This window comes from Arthrobacter sp. GW822-FHT05G07 (genome assembly GCF_058799755.1).
The window spans coordinates 221,426-239,661 of record NZ_JBXALT010000009.1 but is presented as its reverse complement, the minus strand read 5'-3'; the positions used below and the strand labels follow the sequence as shown (position 1 = coordinate 239,661).

Genomic DNA, 18,236 nt, shown 5'->3' with positions numbered 1-18,236 from the left:
CGACCTTTAGTCGGGTCCTTGCCTCACTGGTTCTTTGCCTCACTGGTACGCCGCGTTGGGGAGCGCCTATGCCGCCTTGCGCGCCGCCGTCGAACGGTCCACGATCAGTCCTGTTGCGGCGTTTTCCCGCACGGCGTTGATCCCGGCAATCACGCCCTCGAGGTGTGTAAATGTGGGTGATTCGGCCACGAGGGTTCCGTCGGCCGCCGTGAGGCGGAACCGGTATCCTTCGTCGTTGTCCTTGAGAATTTCAAACCTGCCAGCCATCGAAAATGCTTCCCCCTTAATGCGTCCCTGCACACTATGTGGACCGACAAAACTATCCACATAGCGAAAGTATCCAGAACCAGGGACCATTCAAAAGTTACTTGGCGGTACCGGTCATTGGCGGGTCATCCCGGCTCACATGGCGAGATGTGACTGGATAGTCCCGCCGCTTCCGGCTATGTTCCGGCTACTTCGCCTTGTCATAGGAATCGACGACGGCCACACTCACCGGAAACTCCACTGGTATCCGCCCGAACATGAGTTCCTTCGCCGCTGTCGCCGCTTCTTCGATGGCGCTGATGCAGGCGTCCACGGCCTCATCGGGAGCGTGAACCATCACTTCGTCGTGCAGGAAGAAGACGAGTTCCCCGGCAGCTGAGCCTTCGGCGCGCAAGGCACGGAGCCGACGTCGTAATTCCGCAAGCCAGCATGCCGCCCACTCAGCAGCCGAGCCTTGGACCACGAAGTTGCGCGTGAACCGGCCCCGCGACCGGGCCAGATTATCGGCGCGCCGTTGTTCTTCGGCGGTGGTGGATTGCTGGCTCCGCAGCCAGCCCGCCGACGGCGGCGGGCTGCTTCTGCCCAGCCGAGTGGTTACTGTGCGGCCCGCTTCGCCCTCACGAGCTGCCTGTTCCACGAATCCGACGGCGCGTGGGTAAGTGCGCGTCAGCTGAGGCATGAGCCGGCCCGACTCGCCCGTCGTAGCGCCGTAGATAGCGCCCAGCAACGCGATCTTTGCCTTGGCGCGGTCACCGCCAAAACCTTGGGCTGCGATACCGGCGTACAGGTCCTTGTCGCGTGCTGCCTCTGCCATTTTCGTGTCCTGGGCCAGTGCCACGAGGACCCTCGGCTCCAGCTGCGAGGCATCGGCGACAATGAGCTTGTGACCCGGATCCGCGTGGACCGCTGCCCGGATGTTGCGCGGGATCTGCAGTGCCCCGCCGCCCCGCGAAGCCCAACGGCCGGACACCACCCCACCCACCACATACTCGGGATGGAACCGACCATCACGGACCCATGCGTCCAACCAGGACCAACCGTTGGCGGTGTGCAGGCGGGAGAGCTTCTTGTAGGCGAGCAGCGGCTGGATTGCCGGGTGCTTCGACTCCTGAAGCTCCCATTGCCGGGTGCTTTTCACCTCGATCCCGTTGCGGTGCAAAGCACGCATGAGGTCCTGCGGGGAGTCCGGATTCAGGCTGGGGGAGTTGAGGATGTTCCTGAGCTCGGCGCAGAGAGCCTCCAACGCCGGTGGCCGATGCCCGAGCGGCGGCCTGGGACCCAGGACATCGGCAAGGATCTGTTGATGTAGCTCTTCGCGCCAAGGGACGCCCGCGTGTTGCATCTCGACGGCGATGATGGCGCAGGCCGATTCGGCGGCGAGGAGCAGCTGAAGGCGTTGCCTTTGCTGATGTTCTGTTGTGACTTGTGAAACCGCTTGCTGCTGGGCCGCGAATTCCTCCCTGAGTTCAGCCAGCCCCGCTTTGGGATTCGACGGTGCAAGGTCCTCGAAGAGCGCGCCTTGATCCGCGGGCGGTGGCGGTGGCTGGAGGACACGAGGCGGTGTTGAGTCGTCGTCCTGCGTGAGCTTGACGGCATGCTTGGCATAGTCCGTGTGGGCCGTGAATTCCGAGTGGGCCAGAATAGCCCCGCATAGCGCCAGGTCGTGGCAACGCTCCAGCTCTATGCCATGGGTCAGCAGTTCGGAACACCAATCTTGGGCGCGGTGCCACACCCAGCGGGGCCGCTGGACTTCGAGGTCGCGCACGACGCCGGGCAACTCACCGCGCGTAACGACGCGGGCGTCAGCGGTAGCTTTTCCGGCGGGGGAGATCCTTTGTATGGCTGCGCCGTCCTGGTGGGCGGCGAGCAGCAAATACATGGTGTCCATTCTGCCCTGTGCGGAGGCGTGGTGTGATGCGCCGGTGTTGTTGTGGCCTCTGCGGCGTGGCTTTGGCGTGGAGCGACTGTTCCTCCACAGCTACGCCGGCACCGCGTGTTGTGCACATAGGGGAATCCGTGCCTTATCTTGCCCGGCCGACTCGAACAGTGTGGATGCCATGAGCAAGCGAGATCGTCGGCATAGGCAAGGCAGCAAGCAACACAGGCAGAGCACCAAGGGAGCAGTTCAAGGGGACGCGGACGGATCCTGGGTGCCACGTGATGCCGTTGGGATCTTGCTCGTTTCCGGCGACCCCTACCTTCAGGAGGAGGCCAAGCGGATAGTCGCCGCTGCAGGCGGAAGCCTGAGAACGGCTCTGGACGTGGCGGACGCCGTCCATGGGTGGGATACCGCCGATGTCGTTTTGGTGGGCAGCGATATTCGTGAGCTGCCGCCGAGGCGGAGGGCTCCCACAGTGTTGCTCGGCAAAGCCTCTGAAAGTGATGGGTTATGGCGTTTAGCCGCGGCGCTGGGGGCGGAGCGGGTGGCTGTCCTGCCCGAGGCCGCCGCCTGGCTGGCCGAACACCTCAGCATGTCCGGTTCCCCTGACCCCGGAGGCGCGGTCATGGGGATCATCGGAGGCAGCGGCGGGGCAGGAGCTACCACCACGGCAATCTGGCTTGCCCAAGCTGCGGCCGGGCATGGCGTCAGCACCGTCCTCATCGACGGTGACCGCTGGGGTGGAGGTCTTGAACTCGCAGTTACGGCTGACGAGATTCCTGGACTCCGGTGGCCGGACTTCGCCGAAACCCGCGGCAGCATTGATCCGTCCCAGTTCCGGGATTCGCTGCCCATGGCTGGCGGCTTCGCCTACCTGTCGTGGCCCGGAACCCGCGAATCGGTCCAGATTCCAGCGGCTGACGCCGTAGCTGCCGTGGTTGACGCCGCACGCCGGAGCTTCGAACTCATCCTGGTGGACATCGGACGCAGTGGGGAGGGACTCGGGACGCTCGCATGGGACTGCGACAGGATTCTGCTGCTGACCATGGCCCACCTCAAATCCGCGGTAGCAGCAGCGCGCGTCCTCAACGAACTCCCGCCCGTTGATGCCGGACTCCTGGTCCGCGGAACCGGCACCACGTCCGTGGATGCGCCGCTGATCGCCGAGACACTGGGATTGCCGCTGCTGGGCGTTCTTCCCGAGATGCGCGGCGTGGCGGCCGGGACCGAACTTGGACGATTGCTGGAACTGGGACGCCGGAAACCAGTCCGCCGTTTCGCAGGTTCTGTGCTTGAGCTGAACGGCCCCACCCAATGAGCCGTTTCGCCGAGAGAACCCGCCGCACTCAGGGCCACAGGCTGGACTCTCTCCTTCTTGAGACGGTGAGGGAATCAGTGCTCGCAGGGAGCGGACCCGTAACACCGTCTACCGTCGCAGCGGCAGTACAGGCCAGCGGCAGATTACTGGGTACCGCCGGAGCGTTGGAGGCTGCGGAAACCATCAACGCGGAACTGAACGGACTGGGACCCCTCCAGCAGCTCGCCCAGGATCCTTCCGTCACTGACATCTTTGTCAACGGCCCCGACTCGGTCTGGTTGGACCGCGGGAATGGCTTGGAACGTGCATCTGTTCACTTCGAATCTGAGCAGCAGATCAGGTCGCTGGCCACCCGCTTGGTTTCGGCCGGAGGCAGGCGATTGGACGACGGTTCCCCCTGTGTGGATGTCCGACTCAACGGCGGCTATCGGGTGCACGCAGTCCTCGCGCCCATATCGACAGCAGGGACCCTGCTGTCCATCCGTATCCGCCGGGAAGAGGTATTCACTCTCGCCGAGTTGAGGAAAAGTGGCATGTTCCCGGAGCATGTCGAGTCGATTCTCCGGGCCATCATGGCGTGCAAACTGAGTTTCCTCATCAGCGGTGCTACGGGCTCAGGGAAGACCACCCTGCTCTCCACCATGCTCGGTTTGAGCCATCCGGCGGAGCGCTTGGTGCTCATAGAGGACGCCGCCGAACTCAACCCCGTCCATCCGCATGTAGTGACGCTGGAGTCGCGACACGGAAATCTTGAGGGTGGAGGGGCACTGGACCTCGGAGAGCTGGTTCGGCAAGCCCTGCGGATGCGGCCCGACAGACTGATCGTAGGAGAATGCCGTGGCGCTGAAGTCCGCGAATTGCTGACCGCACTCAACACTGGCCACACGGGCGGCGGTGGCACGATCCACGCCAACACTGCCGCGGCTGTGCCGGCGCGATTGGTGGCTCTCGGCGCCTTGGCAGGCCTCAGCGCCGAAGCCGTGCGGTTGCAGGTCTCCAGTGCGCTGGACGTCGTGATTCACGTGGACAGAACCTCGGCGGGACGGAAAGTGGCATCCATCGGTGTAGTGACCGATATTCGGGAGGGCCAGAAAGTGGTTCCTGCCCTTAGCTGGAGCGTGTCAGGAATGACATATGGACCAGCATGGCCCGAACTCGCCTCCCGGCTTGCTCTGGAACCGTTTGAGGTGGACGAGGTGCCCCAGGAAAGGGAATCGCCGGCAGGTGAGCCGACAGTTGGCCCCGGGTTATTTCCAATGGGAAGGCACAGCAACGGGGTCGCCCCGTGACAGGTGTCTTTGTCCTTCTTGTGGCGCTCGCAGCCTGGCTGCAATTAAGCGGCCATCGGGACAGCAGCCGACGTCTTCGGACGAATCTAGGGGAGCCGACGGGCCGGATGAGAGGCACCCAAGCTCTTGTGGGAGTGCGGCCTGGACGTTCACATCGGCGACACCGGATTGAGCCGTTGTCGCTTGTGGTGCTGGTGCAACAGCTCGCGGCACTCCTGCGCGGAGGACGGGGAACTTCCCGGTTGTGGGAAGAGCTGTGGCTTGTCCATGGTTCACCGCACATCACGGCCAGTGGTGCGGGTGCGGCTGCGGGCGCGGGCACGGGGGCGGGTGCGGCACCGGAGAAAGGGAACGCCGGGTTGTCCCGTGGGTCGCTGGAAGTACTCGCGGCAGCGCGGGCAGCGTCCACCGTGGGAAACTCTCCTGCAGAAGCCATCCGTGGCGCGGCCGCAAAGGTCTATTCGCCACGCCAAAGTCCTGAGCGTCGCGTCTGGATGGAATTGGCCGCGTGCTTGGACATCGCCGAGACCAGCGGTTGTCCGTTGGCCGATGTCCTCACCCGATTCGCAGCCCAACTGGAAGCCGAAGAAGACTCCGAGGCTGCTCGTCAGACGGCGCTCGCAGGTCCCAAGGCTACTGTTCGGCTGTTGTCGTGGCTCCCGGTATTCGGGCTCGGACTGGGGATGGCCTTGGGCGTGGATCCTTTGGGGATCTTGCTGAACAACTTCCTGGGTGTCGCCACGTTCGCGGCCGGACTCCTCCTGACAGTGGCGGGCCGGATTTGGTCCTCGCGGCTGGTTGCTTCTGCTGCTGGAGGCCACTGATGTCCGGAGCCCCGGTGCTGTTGATGATCGCGGTCATGGCGCTGGCCGCCATCCTCACCTTCGCGCCACCCTCGCGGATGAGAGCGCGTTTGCAGCCGTTGCATCCTCGGACCAGGGACGCTGAACCGCTTCACGAGCCATCCGGATCAACCCCTGACGTAGTGACTGACGGACTTCGCGATACGGCAATGATGCTGGAGTTGGTGGCCTCGATGCTCGACGCCGGAGCTGGAATCGGGCGGGCCCTGGAACTTATGGCAAAGTGTGCCTCACCCCCCATCAGGCAATCGCTCCGACCCGTTGTTGCCGCACTGGCCATTGGTGCCGACTGGGAGACTGCCTGGCGGACGCCCACCAGGCAACCGCCCGAAGTGGTCCGCCTCAAGGATGCTTTGGCCTTCGCAGCCCTGACGGGTGCGCCGTCGGCTTCCATCCTCTATGCACAGGCTGCGAGGGAACGGCGAGAGCAGTTCCGGGCCGCGGAGAAGCGGGCGGCTGCCTTGGGCGTGAAGCTTGTGGTTCCTTTGGGTCTCTGCTCCCTTCCGGCGTTCATCTGCCTCGGCATCGTCCCCGTCCTGATCGCCATGCTCCCCTCAGGCTGAAATGCGCAGAGATAAGAGATACCTGAAGGGCGGAGAGGACGTTTCAGAAACGCCCGGTACATCCAGTGCCGGGCGTTTCGTGCTGAAGACTCGGTGCTTCCATAGCCACATCTTTCCCTCCACATCGAGCCGGAAAGGCGGGGTTATCCACTTGCTGGAATCGCCATATTCCGGGCCACTCCAAGTCACGGAAGAGTCGAGTCTGTCGGCAGACCCGCCGCCACTCTTGAAAGGAACCCACCATGAAAACATTGTCCACTGCGCTTCCTGACATTCTCGGTGATATGCCCCGGGATCAACCGGCTCCCGTTGTAGTCCCGAAGGCTCCCTCCGCTGAACCGGTGACAACCCGGCAGTATGAGCTCTCCGAGTACGAGCTTGAACATGACGACCTCGAGCGATTCGATCTCGAGGACGAAATCGGGCAGTTCCAACTGGGATTTGACGATCTTGAGGAGTCCGAGGACGGGCCACTTACGGACGATGGCTTCTGGGCAAGGACAAGGCTCATCGGCTCTGAAGCGGGCATGGCCACCGCCGAGTACGCAATCGCCACCCTTGCCGCTGTTGGGCTCGCGGGCCTGCTTGTGGTCATCCTTCGGAGTGAGGAGGTCCGCGGCTTCCTGCTCAACCTGATCCGTACGGCCTTGTCCTTGCCATGACGGAAGCGCTGCCTGCCCGCGGGAGAACGTCCCGGAATGAAACGGAACGGGGCGCTGTCACTGCGGAGTTCGCCGTCGCCTTGCCGGCCGTTGTGTTGCTCCTGGCATTCCTGCTGGCAGGCGGCGCCGCGGGTATTACCCAACTGCGGTTGGAGGAAGCGGCGAGGGCGGGGGCGCGCGCATCGGCCAGGGGTGAGACTTCCAGCTCTGTGGAAGGCATCGTCAAGCGACTTGCCGGGGAGGGCGTCAGCTCGTCGCTGACGAACGACGGCGAGTGGCTGACAGTAACTGCTTCGGCACCAGTAGGCGGAGCCTTAGGCCCGTTGGTCCCATGGACTCTGAGAGCCTCGGCGTCAGCGCCGGTAGAATCGGGTACCCCGTGAGAAAGTTCCGGAAAAACACCCAGCGTGAGCGAGGATCCGGAACCGTGCTCGCCCTGGCATTGGGGGCGGTGGTGATGGTGCTGCTCCTTGGACTGCTTCTCCTGGCACAGGCTGGCGTGATGGCATCCCGGGCCGCGTCGGCGGCTGACCTTGCAGCTCTTGCCGGAGCAGATGCTGCCCGCGGCCTGACCTCCGGTGACCCATGTGCCGTGGCAGCAGGCGTGGCCGGGAAGCACGATGCGAAGCTCACGTCCTGCGCGGTAGCAGGCGGGGACGTGGTGGAGGTCGGCACTGAGCTGGCACATCCCTTCCAGTGGGGCGTCGCCACCGGACACTCCAGGGCGGGACCTCCTCCGTAGCAAGGCCAGGCACACCGGCTTCGTGCAGGACGGGTTGGTGCCAGGGAATCTAGCTGGCGTCCTTCAACAAGACGTCCAGGAGTGTGATGGCGGCTGCCTTGTCCAAGGGGTTGTTCTTGTTGCCGCATTTAGGGGACTGAACACAGGACGGACAGCCGGCATCACACTCGCAGGCCTTGATGGCTTCGCGGGTGGCAGTCAGCCATATCTTGGCTTTCTCAAAGCCCCGCTCAGCGAAGCCGGCACCACCGGGATGGCCGTCGTACACAAAGATGGTTGGCACGCCGGTGTCGGCATGCAGTGCTGTTGAGACGCCACCGATGTCCCAGCGGTCACTGGATGCCACCAGGGGGAGGAGCCCTATGGCAGCATGTTCGGCCGCATGCAGCGCCCCGGGGAACTCCGCTTCCACCAATCCGGCTCCGTGCAGCGACCGGTTGTCCACCACGAACCAGACGGCTTTGGTAAACAGGTCCCGGGCTCCCAAATCGAGAGGTTCCTCCCCGAGGATCTCGTTCGAAATCAAGGCCTTGCGCTGAAAGGAGACCACCTGGGTAGTTACTTTGACGTCGCCGAAATGCACGGTGATGTCACCCCACTGGACCGAGCGGGACGTTTCAAGGACTTCGATCTGGGTCACATCCCGTGCCGTGGTGTAGAAGTCCGGATTTACCCGGCGCACCATGACGCAGTGATCGGCTTCGTTGAGGTCTTCCACCAGGTAGCTGTCGCCTTGGTGGACATAGATGGCACCCGTGTGGGCCTGATAGTGGGTTTGTGGCGAGTCCATGGTTCCCAGAAGGGAGCCGGTCTCGGCGTCGACGATGCTCACCGGTCCACCTCCGTCCGCCCGGAGGTTCACCATCCCGGCAGCACTCTCCGGGTGGGTCCAGAACCACCCAGCCGGCCGCTTTCGGAGGTATCCCTGGACCACCAAGCGGTCCAGAAGGCCCTCAGCTGTAGGCCCGAAGAGATCGAGTTCCGCAGGTCCGATCGGCAACTCGGCCGCCGCCGCGCACAAGTGCGGGCCAAGGACGTAGGGGTTGCCCGGATCAAAGACGGTTGCTTCCACGGAAACGTCAAAGATGGCCTCCGGGTGGTTCACCAGGTAGGTATCCAAAGGATCGTCGCTGGCCACAAACGCGGCAATGGCGTCCTGCCCCGCCCGCCCTGCGCGGCCAATCTGCTGAAAGAGCGAGGCCCGTGTGCCGGGCCAGCCTGCCACCAGTACGGCATCCAGGCCCGAAATGTCGATGCCGAGTTCCAATGCGGATGTGCTGGAGACTCCCAGCAGCTGGCCGGACCTTAAGGCCTGCTCCAAAGCCCGACGTTCCTCGGGCAAATATCCGGAACGGTATGCGGCCACCCGTCCGGGAAGGCTGGGATCCACTTCGTCCAGCAGTCTCTTGGTGATGGATGCAATGGACTCGGCGCCGCGACGCGACTTGATGAATGCGATGGTCCTTACTCGCGAGGAAACGAGGTTGGCCAGGATGTCCGCGGTCTCAGCTACGGCCGTCCTCCGCTGCTTGGCGCCGTTCTCACCTTTGACGTCCGTCAAGGCGGGCTCCCAGAACGCCACTGTGGTTGAGCCGTGAGGAGAGCAGTCTTCGGAAACTTCACGCACGGGAGCGCCGATGAGCCGCCCAAAGGAGACCCCGGGATCGGAAGCTGTGGCGGACGCTGCAATGAACACCGGCTCGGGGAAGGACGTCCCCGCCCCGTAATAAGCGCAGATCCGGCGGAGGCGCCGCATCAAGTTGGCCACATGCGAGCCGAAGACACCGCGGTAACTGTGTGCTTCGTCAACGATCACATAGCGCAGCCGTCGGAAGAACCGGGCCCACCACGTGTGGTTGGGGAGGATGCCGAAGTGCAGCATGTCCGGGTTGGCCAGGATGAAATTGGCGTGGTCACGGATCCAGCGCCGGGACGAGACGTCGGTATCGCCGTCGTATGTTTCTGCCCGGACAGTAGGCAACTTCAGCGAGCGGATCGCTGCGAGCTGGTCTGCTGCCAAGGCCTTGGTGGGGGACAGGTAGAGGGTGACTGCGCCGTCGTCGTGGATCTTTCCGGGATCGGACAGGACCCGCAGCTCGGAACGGTGTATCGCATCCAACGCGGGCAGTTGATAGGCGAGTGACTTTCCGGAGGCAGTTCCGGTGGCGATGACTACGTGCTGTCCGGAATGGGCCAGATCTGCCGCCTGGATCTGGTGCCGGTACGGCTGGTGGATGCCGAGGGTACCGTAGGCTGCCACAACGTCCGGGTGGACCCAGTCGGGCCAGGGCTCGTTGACCGCCTTCCGGGCCGGGATGGTGTGGACATGGCGCAACTGCTCAGGGTCCGGTGTCCGGCCCAGCAAGGAGATCAAGGAATTCGGTGCAGCCACCGAATCATTCTGTCACTGTGCGGGCACGCCAACGGCGGCGCCCTGGAGCGCCGCCGTCGGGCTTGGCTGTTAAACGGGAGTTTCTACGCTCCTGACAGATCCGATCCTTCGGTGCCGCTGGACATCATGAGGACGTGGCACACCACGTCCCATCCCAAGTGGGAGTAGAGCTTTTGGCCGTCCAGCGATGCCAGGAGCAGTCCGTTTTCAACATCGTGCGCAAAGGCTTGGGCTGCGAGGGCCTTCATGATGAAGCTTCCCAGGCCACGGCGCTGGAAATCGGGTTCAGTGACGATCTTGTCAAAAACAGCGGTGCCGTCGACGACGTAGACCCGGCCGCTGGCAGCAACCCGTTCACCGGAGTGAACCACCGCATGATGGACGCCGTTGGATTCCGAGGTTGCAAGTTCAAGGTCATCGTCAGGAAGCCAAGGGTCCTCGGAATCCTGGGTTTCCATGTCCACGATCATCATGGTCTGTGAGGCTGACGTCACCGTGAGTCCGCGCTGTTCAGCAAGGTACTTGTACCGTTGGACATCGTTGGTGAGGACCGTCAGGATCCGGGTTGGGGCTTCTGCGGTCTTCTCCGCCAGGGCGGCGAACTCTTCATCCGAAGGGTCATGGGCGAAATACTCCCAATCACCGGTTTTGTCGGCGCGAAGCGCGGCAGGGAAACGTCCCTCTTGGCGGGATTCATAGCCGCGGCAGCCGGACCAACCGGCTACCCAGACTTCCAAGAGGTGCGCAATGTCTTCAACCAAGGCGTCTGGACTCATGTAGAGAGAGTATGCCAGCGCACCATGAAGCAACAGAGCCATGTCAGCCCCGGGATGGTTGCTTATGGAATTGTGACTTACCGCTGGCTGCCCTGCCCCGAGCGACCCCGAGCGGCCGGATTCTACTGCACCAAGTACCCTTTAATAGTGGCTCTGAACCGAATTGTCCTCTTCTATGGCTTTACCCCGATCGCCGACCCCGACGCCGTGCGTCTATGGCAGCGTGCCCTGTGCGAAAAACTGGGCCTCACAGGCCGGATCCTCATCTCGAAGGACGGCATCAACGCCACGGTGGGCGGCGAGCTCAACAACATGAAGCAGTACGTGAAGACCACACGTGAATACAAGGGTTTTCACGACATCGACTTCAAATGGTCCGAGGGAGGCGCCGCAGATTTTCCGCGCCTCAGCGTCAAAGTGCGCGATGAGATTGTGTCGTTCGGTGCGCCCGGTGAGCTGAAGGTGGACGCCAACGGCGTGGTGGGCGGCGGAAAGCACCTCCAACCCGAGGAACTGCACGCACTGGTGGATGCCAAAAAGTCCAGTGGCGAAGACGTAGTGTTCTTCGACGGGCGCAACGCGTTCGAAGCCCAAATCGGCAAGTTCAAGGACGCAATCGTCCCGGACGTGGACACCACCCACGATTTCATTAAGGAACTCGATTCGGGCAAGTACGACTCCCTCAAGGACAAGCCCGTTGTCACCTACTGCACGGGCGGTATTCGCTGCGAAGTGCTGTCCAGCCTGATGGTCAACAGGGGCTTTAAAGAGGTGTACCAGTTGGATGGCGGGATCGTCCGCTACGGCGAGACGTTCAAGGACAAAGGTCTCTGGGAAGGCTCACTGTACGTTTTCGATAAGCGGATGCACGTCGAGTTCAGTGAGGAAGCAAAAACCATCGGTGAGTGCGTCCGCTGTTCCGCGCCCACCAACAAATTCGAGAACTGCTCAAACCTCAGCTGCCGTACGCTGACCCTGTACTGCGGGGAATGTGCCTCCAGCCCGGAAACGCTCCGCTGCCCCGGAGGCTGCGAAGCCGCCTGACATCCGAGTCAGAGCCGGCTCACCCGATAGGCGAAGTTGGCGTCCGACCTGGAACCCACCGTGATGGACAGTATGGCGTCCTTCTCCAGCTGGACCACACTCACGCGGGCATTGGCGCACCCAAGGGTCAGGTCAACCAGCTCGGCCTCGCCCAAGGCCACCTTGAATGTCACCCGTCGGGTGCCCCGGCAGGCCAGTGTCACCGCGTACGTCCCACCCGGCAACTGCACCGTTTGCTCGGACTTGGACTCGCCGGGATTGAGGTAGCCGTTGCTTGAGTAAAACGACTGCCCCTGGGACTCGGGCAAGGCCATCTTCGCCCACTCTTCCAGCGCCTCGCCAGTGACGGTCTCCTCCAGTGCCGGATCCGGGGGGAGCACCACATCGCCGGCTGTGGAAGTAGGGCTGGCGTCCGGCCTTCCGCCGTCGTCATAGGTATATTCGCAGGCCGACAGGCTGCCGCTCAGCACAACAAGGATGACGACGGCGGCCCTCGCCAGCCGCTGTGGCATCACCGAGCCAGCTGCCTTGCTGCCCATGCACTGACTTTACGCCCGTGCTGCCACCGGCTGAAGGCCTATCCGGGCAGGTGCCGGAGCAATCCTAGGCGGCCGCGGAAACCACGCGGTAGGCGAAAATCAGCGGAGCGTCGACGCTGCTCGTCGAGATGCTGAGGGGACCGGCTCCGGGAACCTTGATCTTCACCACATCAAGGCTTCCATTGCATGCTGCGGCGGCGTCCGTGATCTTGTTGCCGCCCGAAGAAACTGCAAAGTACGCTTTGCCGCCCCCATCGCACGCCATGGTGAGTGTGTAGCTTCCTGCCGGAACATTCGCGGATTCCTTGACCAACGGGTCCCGGTTGAGGATCTTGCCGGAGTCCTCCAACACCACGCCACTCGCTGCGGGGAGGACCCTTTCCTTCCAGGCAGGAACGTCGGCATCTTCGATATTGACCGGTGCCTGGCAGCCGCAGACTCCCAGCAGCGCCGCAGTGGTGATGGCAACAAGGCCCGCGCGGCGCCTTGTGGAGGAGAAGTTGAGCATGAATCCAACGCTACCGGGTTCCCGCGGGGAGCTTTGTCCACTCATCGCGATTGCCCGCCCGCCGCCAGTATCCACATAGCGCGATTCCAGGATCCAAAAGCGCAGTGCGCCGCCCCTACACTTGCAAGGTGACTGACACAGCTTCCTCCTTTACCTCCGGCAACACTGACGATGCTCCCCGCAGCGACCGACCCGAACTGCTTTCGGCGCTCGCCGCGGACCTTCGTGCGCTCTCCTACACGGTGGATGGTGTGGCTGAACTCCTGGGGACCTCCGCCTCTGAAGCGCTTGGAAGGGACCAGCTCATCCCTGCTCTGCTGGCCAGCGAGCGGCTCATGGACTCCCAGGACCCCGCCCTCCGATCGCCGGCAGTTGTCGTTCGCCTCTGGTTGTTGGCCGTTCCGCAGTCCGTGGCAGACATCGATTCCGCGCTCCCCGGCATTCGTTCGCAAGGACTTGCGGAGCTGGGGCTGGTCACAGTGGATTCAGGGGTGGTCAAGGCCAAGGTGGACCTGCGCCCTTACGGCTGGGACGCCAACACCGATGGCAGCGGCGGCGCGGAACTCTGGGTCGCCAGCGACCTCGCAGCCCACCAGCAGCCGGGGGTGCTGAGGCATGACCATGTCCTGGGGATTGGACGTGCCTCTACAACGCTGGTCCAATCCACGTTCAGGAAGCACACCAAACGTGCGCTGGATGTGGGGACCGGATGCGGAATCCAAACGTTCCACCTGCTGCACCACTGCGAGCACGTCACCGCCACGGATATCTCCGAAAGGGCACTCGCGTTCACCCGCTTCAACCTCCTGCTGAACGCCGCTGAACTGGAGCTGGACCCCAACCACCTGGAGGGCCGGGTGAGCCTGCGGCTGGGATCGCTCCTTGAGCCGGTGGCAGGGGAACAGTTCGGTCTGGTGGTATCAAACCCTCCGTTCGTGATCACTCCGCGAACGGGTGGCGAATCGTCGTCGGAGCAGTTCACATATCGCGACGGAGGGCTCCCCGGCGACGACATCGTCGCCTCCCTCGTGCAGTCGCTCGCTGAGGTCCTCGAGGCCGGCGGTACGGCTCAAATGCTGGGTAACTGGGAGGTTACCTCTGGTACCGATTGGAAGGACCGGCCCCAGGCATGGCTCCGCGACTCAGGTTTGGACGTCTGGTTCATCCAGCGGGAGCAGGTGGGTCCTGAGCAGTACGCGGAGACGTGGCTTCAGGACGCCTCGCAGAATCGCGAAGGCCAGCAATACAAGGAGGCTTACGCCGCCTATCTGGATGACTTTGCTTCGAGGAATGTCCAAGGCATTGGCTTCGGCATGATCTGGCTGCGCCGTCCGGAGTCACCGTTCGGGGCCATCGTCAGCCGCTTCGAGGAAATCACCTATCCGATCGAGCAGCCAATCGGGCCGCATGTGGGTGCAGCCGTGGAACGGGCCGACTGGGTGGCGGCACATTCGGTCCCGGAGGCACACTTGGTGGTAGCCGAGGACGTTACAGAAGAACGGCATCAACGTCCCGGGGCTGTTCATCCCGGCGTCATCCTCCTGCGGCAGGGCGCCGGCCTTCGCCGGACCAATCTGCTGAGCACTGAACTCGCCGGGTTCGTCTCCGCCTGCGACGGCCAATTGTCGGTCCGGCAAATCGTCTCGGCCTTGGTATCGCTCCTTGGCGGGGGAGATGACTTCGATGAACAAGCTTTCCGCGAAGGGCTTGTCCGCGACGTCACCAACCTGGTCCTGGAGGGGTTCCTCCTTCCGGACCCGGCGCAGGTCAGCGCATGATCCGGGGTGCCGCACCGCACTCATCAACTACCGGACCTCCGGGAAGTGACCCTGACTACACTGATGAAGTGACTGCGAACAACGAAGCATCCCAAGCGTCAGGCGACGTTCCTCGGCGGAAGCGTGCCGAGAAGACGATTGAGATCACGGATCCCAAGGCTATCCGTGCCTTGGCGCACGCCGCCCGGATTGAGGTGATCTCTGAGCTCTACGCCACACAGGTCAGCCACACAGCCACCGAACTCGCTGCCAGAACGGGTCTGACGCCCAGCGCAATGAGCTACCACCTCCGGGCCCTGCAGAAGTGGGGGATCGTGGCGCCTGCGGAAAACGCCGGCGATGCCCGGGAGCGCCGCTGGAAGGCGGCTGGAACGGACTTCACTATCTCGGGAGGCAGCGTCGCCAGCCCCGAGATCGCCGTGGTGGACCTTGAACTCGATGCCTTCCGGCGCCGGGCCTCGGCCTTCGCCAAAGCCCGCGGTGAGCGCCGGCAACGGGGAGAGACGGGAGAAGAGCCGGCAGCGGTGGTCCTCTCCAGCAACCTGCTGTATCTGACCAACCCCCAGCGCAGGGAACTCTTGGACAGAATCCGCGCAGTTCTGCGGGAGTACGAACTCGAGGATCCCACCCGGATACCGGAAGGTGCTGAACGTGTGGCAACCTTGTGGTCAATGATCCCGGACGACCGCGTAGCGCCCGGTCAGTAACAGCCCGCCCGGGTCTTCGATTGTCCGTCCTGGTTCCGCGCCAAAACGCAGGATTCTGCAAACTATGGTGAACTAGGCCAATATGGGCACCAGCCCAATTACACATTTTTTCTGTAGGAGCACCGTGCCCAGCAAGGCAAAAACCGGCAAGAAACTCGTGATCGTGGAGTCTCCCGCCAAGAGCAAGACCATCGCCAAGTATCTTGGCGAGGGCTTCATCGTCGAGGCTTCGATCGGCCACATCCGGGACCTCCCGCAGCCATCGGACCTCCCTGCCGAACTGAAGAAGACCTCGCTGGGCAAGTTCGCCGTCGACATCGAAAACGACTTCAAGCCGTACTACGTTGTCTCCCCGGACAAAAAGAAAAAAGTCGCCGAGCTCAAGGCCCAGCTGAAAGACGCTGACGCACTTTATCTCGCAACTGATGGGGACCGCGAAGGTGAAGCCATCGCGTGGCACCTCTTGGAGGTCCTGAAGCCCAAGGTTCCCGTTTACCGCATGACCTTCGGTGAAATCACCAAGGAAGCCATCCACAGGGCCATGGATAACCTGCGCGATGTTGACACCGCTTTGGTGGACGCCCAGGAGACGCGTCGTATTCTTGACCGCCTTTATGGCTACGAGATTTCCCCTGTCTTGTGGCGCAAGGTGGCCCGCGGACTGTCGGCCGGCCGTGTCCAGTCTGTGGTGACCCGCATGGTGGTTGACCGCGAACGTGAACGCATGGCTTTCCGGGCAGCGTCCTACTGGGACCTCACGGGCCAGTTCGGTTCAGACTCGGGTTCTTTCAAGGCCAAGCTTGCGGCCGTGGACGGTTCCAAGGTTGCCAGCGGCCGGGACTTCAACGACAACGGGCAGCTGACGTCCTCCACCGTGGTGCACCTCAACGAGGAACTGGCCACATCCTTGGCTGCAGGCTTGGAAAACGCCGAATTCCGCGTCCGCTCCGTAGATACCAAGCCGTACACCCGCCGCCCTGCCGCGCCGTTCACCACGTCCACGCTGCAGCAGGAAGCCGGCCGTAAGCTCCGCTTCTCGTCAAAGAGCACCATGCAGGTTGCCCAGCGCCTGTATGAAAACGGCTACATCACCTATATGCGTACAGACTCGTCTGCCTTGAGCGATGAAGCACTCACGGCAGCCCGCCGCCAGGCTTCGGAGCTTTACGGTCCCGAGTACGTGCCCCAGAGCCCCCGCGTTTACGCCAACAAGGCTGCCAACGCCCAGGAAGCGCACGAGGCCATCCGTCCCGCGGGAGACTCATTCCGCACTCCCGCGCAGGTTGCCAAGCAGCTGAGCGGCGACGAGTTCCGCCTGTACGAGCTCATCTGGAAGCGCACAGTGGCCTCCCAGATGGCTGACGCCAAGGGTTCTACTGCCACCATCCGCCTCGGCGCGGTAGCCGCCGACGGCCGCGACGCCGAATTCTCCGCCTCCGGTACGGTCATCACTTTCCCCGGCTTCCTAGCAGCCTATGAAGAGGGCAAGGATGAGAGCCGCGGCGACGAGGAATCCGATGAAGCGCGTCGCCTCCCGAACGTTGCCAAGGGCGATTCCCTGACGGCTTCGGACATTCTGGCTGTCGGCCACGAAACATCGCCGCCGCCGCGTTACACGGAAGCATCGCTGACCGCTGAGTTGGAAAAGCGGGGCATCGGCCGCCCGTCCACCTACGCCTCCACCATCTCCACCATCCAGGACCGGGGCTACGTCCGCAAGCAGGGCTCCGCCTTGGTTCCCAGCTGGATCGCGTTCTCCGTTATCCGCCTGCTGGAGCAGCACTTTACGGACTACGTGGACTACGAGTTCACGGCTGACATGGAAGGCGACCTGGACAAGATCGCCAACGGCCAGGCCGTGGGCGCCGCCTGGCTCAAGCACTTCTACTACGGTGAGGACGCAGACCCCGGACTGCTGAGCATCGTCAACAACCTCGGCGAAATCGATGCCCGCGAGATCAACTCCGTGCCCATCGCCGAGGGCATCACGTTGCGCGTGGGCAAGTTCGGCCCGTACTTGGAAAGCTCCATCCCCACCTTGGATGCGAAGACCGGTGAAGTGGTTGAGTCCGCACGGGCCAACGTCCCCGAGGAACTCGCCCCGGACGAACTCACGGCGGACAAAGCCAAAGAGCTCATGGAGACCGCGGCCCCCGAGGAACGGGTCCTGGGAACCGATCCCCACACCGGCCACACCATCGTTGCCAAGAACGGCCGCTACGGGGCTTACGTCACCGAGATCATCCCTGAGATGACCGAGGAACAACTGGCCAACCAGCCGGTGGAATATTTCAAGAACGGCAAGCCCAAACCTCCCAAAAAGCCCGTGAAGGCAAAGCCGCGCACCGGTTCGCTGTTCAAGTCCATGACCGTGGATACGGTCACCTTGGATGAAGCCCTCGCGCTCATGAGCTTGCCCCGGGTCCTCGGCGAGGACGCGGACGGCAACCCCATCACAGTGCAGAACGGCCGCTTCGGCCCGTACCTGAAAAAGGGCACGGACTCCCGCTCCATCGGCTCGGAAGAGGAAATCTTCACGATTACCTTGGAACAGGCGTTGGAGATCTACTCGCAGCCCAAGCAGCGCGGCGCCCGTGCCTCCGTGCCGCCGCTGGCCGAGTTCGGACCGGACCCCGTTTCCGAGAAGAACATTGTGGTGAAGGAAGGCCGCTTCGGCCCATACATCACTGACGGCGTCACCAACATCACCGTCCCGCGCTCAACGTCACTCGAAGAGCTGACCCGGGAACGCGCCGTCGAACTTTTGGCAGAAAAGCGTGCCAAGGGACCGGTCAAGCGGACCACCACCCGCAAGGCGCCGGCCAAGAAGGCAACAGCCAAAAAGTAGTCACCATGACGGCCGGGACAGCACTCGCGAATTGCGTCCCGGCCGGCATCGTGGTCGAGTA

The 18,236-nt window shown here is 63.1% G+C and carries 17 protein-coding genes; 11 read left to right on the top strand and 6 right to left on the bottom strand.

The window, feature by feature from the left end; translation table 11 throughout:
- Positions 1–66: 66 nt before the first annotated feature.
- Both AC1RJY_RS16895 and AC1RJY_RS16890 read right to left on the bottom strand, forming a co-directional pair.
- Positions 67–267 (bottom strand): YegP family protein, encoded by a 201-nt coding sequence (locus AC1RJY_RS16895; RefSeq protein WP_187329898.1) that lies wholly within the window; start codon positions 265–267, stop codon positions 67–69.
- 187 nt (positions 268–454) lie between these two features.
- On the bottom strand, positions 455–2,146 hold the full coding sequence (locus tag AC1RJY_RS16890; RefSeq protein WP_498602782.1) for a bifunctional 3'-5' exonuclease/DNA polymerase: 1,692 nt from the start codon (positions 2,144–2,146) through the stop codon (positions 455–457).
- Positions 2,147–2,324: 178 nt separating this feature from the next.
- Here AC1RJY_RS16890 and ssd point away from each other — a divergent pair, with 178 nt between their 5' ends.
- From ssd to AC1RJY_RS16855, 7 genes are all read left to right on the top strand, one after another.
- Complete coding sequence (gene ssd / locus AC1RJY_RS16885; protein WP_498602781.1) at positions 2,325–3,464, top strand: septum site-determining protein Ssd; 1,140 nt, start codon at positions 2,325–2,327, stop codon at positions 3,462–3,464.
- Positions 3,461–4,753 (top strand): TadA family conjugal transfer-associated ATPase, encoded by a 1,293-nt coding sequence (locus tag AC1RJY_RS16880; protein WP_498602780.1) that lies wholly within the window; start codon positions 3,461–3,463, stop codon positions 4,751–4,753. Before ssd ends, AC1RJY_RS16880 begins: the two co-directional genes overlap by 4 nt.
- Complete coding sequence (locus AC1RJY_RS16875; RefSeq protein WP_498602779.1) at positions 4,750–5,577, top strand: type II secretion system F family protein; 828 nt, start codon at positions 4,750–4,752, stop codon at positions 5,575–5,577. Before AC1RJY_RS16880 ends, AC1RJY_RS16875 begins: the two co-directional genes overlap by 4 nt.
- Positions 5,577–6,179 (top strand): type II secretion system F family protein, encoded by a 603-nt coding sequence (locus tag AC1RJY_RS16870; RefSeq protein WP_498602778.1) that lies wholly within the window; start codon positions 5,577–5,579, stop codon positions 6,177–6,179. Before AC1RJY_RS16875 ends, AC1RJY_RS16870 begins: the two co-directional genes overlap by 1 nt.
- Before the next feature lie 242 nt (positions 6,180–6,421).
- Entirely contained in the window at positions 6,422–6,841 is a 420-nt protein-coding gene (locus AC1RJY_RS16865) for a DUF4244 domain-containing protein (protein ID WP_498602777.1), read from the top strand.
- Complete coding sequence (locus tag AC1RJY_RS16860; RefSeq protein ID WP_011775965.1) at positions 6,838–7,224, top strand: TadE family type IV pilus minor pilin; 387 nt, start codon at positions 6,838–6,840, stop codon at positions 7,222–7,224. Before AC1RJY_RS16865 ends, AC1RJY_RS16860 begins: the two co-directional genes overlap by 4 nt.
- A complete protein-coding gene (locus AC1RJY_RS16855) occupies positions 7,221–7,583 on the top strand; it encodes an Rv3654c family TadE-like protein (protein WP_014922677.1) in 363 nt (120 codons plus the stop codon). Before AC1RJY_RS16860 ends, AC1RJY_RS16855 begins: the two co-directional genes overlap by 4 nt.
- Before the next feature lie 49 nt (positions 7,584–7,632).
- Here AC1RJY_RS16855 and AC1RJY_RS16850 read toward each other — a convergent pair whose 3' ends face one another.
- Together AC1RJY_RS16850 and AC1RJY_RS16845 are read right to left on the bottom strand one after the other, a co-directional pair.
- On the bottom strand, positions 7,633–9,975 hold the full coding sequence (locus AC1RJY_RS16850) for a DEAD/DEAH box helicase (RefSeq protein ID WP_011775963.1): 2,343 nt from the start codon (positions 9,973–9,975) through the stop codon (positions 7,633–7,635).
- 83 nt (positions 9,976–10,058) lie between these two features.
- Positions 10,059–10,751, bottom strand: coding sequence for a GNAT family N-acetyltransferase (locus AC1RJY_RS16845; RefSeq protein WP_043471474.1), 693 nt, complete (start codon positions 10,749–10,751; stop codon positions 10,059–10,061).
- 147 nt (positions 10,752–10,898) lie between these two features.
- Between AC1RJY_RS16845 and trhO the strand changes: the two genes are divergently transcribed.
- On the top strand, positions 10,899–11,795 hold the full coding sequence (trhO, locus tag AC1RJY_RS16840; protein ID WP_014922676.1) for an oxygen-dependent tRNA uridine(34) hydroxylase TrhO: 897 nt from the start codon (positions 10,899–10,901) through the stop codon (positions 11,793–11,795).
- An 8-nt stretch (positions 11,796–11,803) separates the two neighbouring features.
- Here trhO and AC1RJY_RS16835 read toward each other — a convergent pair whose 3' ends face one another.
- Both AC1RJY_RS16835 and AC1RJY_RS16830 read right to left on the bottom strand, forming a co-directional pair.
- Positions 11,804–12,334 (bottom strand): DUF6023 family protein, encoded by a 531-nt coding sequence (locus AC1RJY_RS16835; protein WP_498602776.1) that lies wholly within the window; start codon positions 12,332–12,334, stop codon positions 11,804–11,806.
- 64 nt (positions 12,335–12,398) lie between these two features.
- Positions 12,399–12,842 carry a DUF6023 family protein gene (locus tag AC1RJY_RS16830; RefSeq protein ID WP_498602775.1) on the bottom strand — a complete coding sequence of 148 codons (444 nt, stop codon included), beginning with the start codon at positions 12,840–12,842 and terminating at the stop codon, positions 12,399–12,401.
- A gap of 128 nt (positions 12,843–12,970) precedes the next feature.
- Here AC1RJY_RS16830 and AC1RJY_RS16825 point away from each other — a divergent pair, with 128 nt between their 5' ends.
- From AC1RJY_RS16825 to topA, 3 genes are all read left to right on the top strand, one after another.
- Positions 12,971–14,620: a DUF7059 domain-containing protein gene (locus AC1RJY_RS16825; RefSeq protein WP_043806638.1), complete on the top strand. Its 1,650-nt coding sequence runs from the start codon at positions 12,971–12,973 to the stop codon at positions 14,618–14,620.
- The gene (locus AC1RJY_RS16820; RefSeq protein WP_011775957.1) at positions 14,617–15,327 is read left to right on the top strand and encodes an ArsR/SmtB family transcription factor; all 711 of its coding nucleotides are present in this window, start codon (positions 14,617–14,619) and stop codon (positions 15,325–15,327) included. Before AC1RJY_RS16825 ends, AC1RJY_RS16820 begins: the two co-directional genes overlap by 4 nt.
- Positions 15,328–15,451: 124 nt before the next feature.
- Entirely contained in the window at positions 15,452–18,175 is a 2,724-nt protein-coding gene (gene topA / locus AC1RJY_RS16815) for a type I DNA topoisomerase (RefSeq protein WP_498602774.1), read from the top strand.
- Positions 18,176–18,236: the final 61 nt, after the last annotated feature.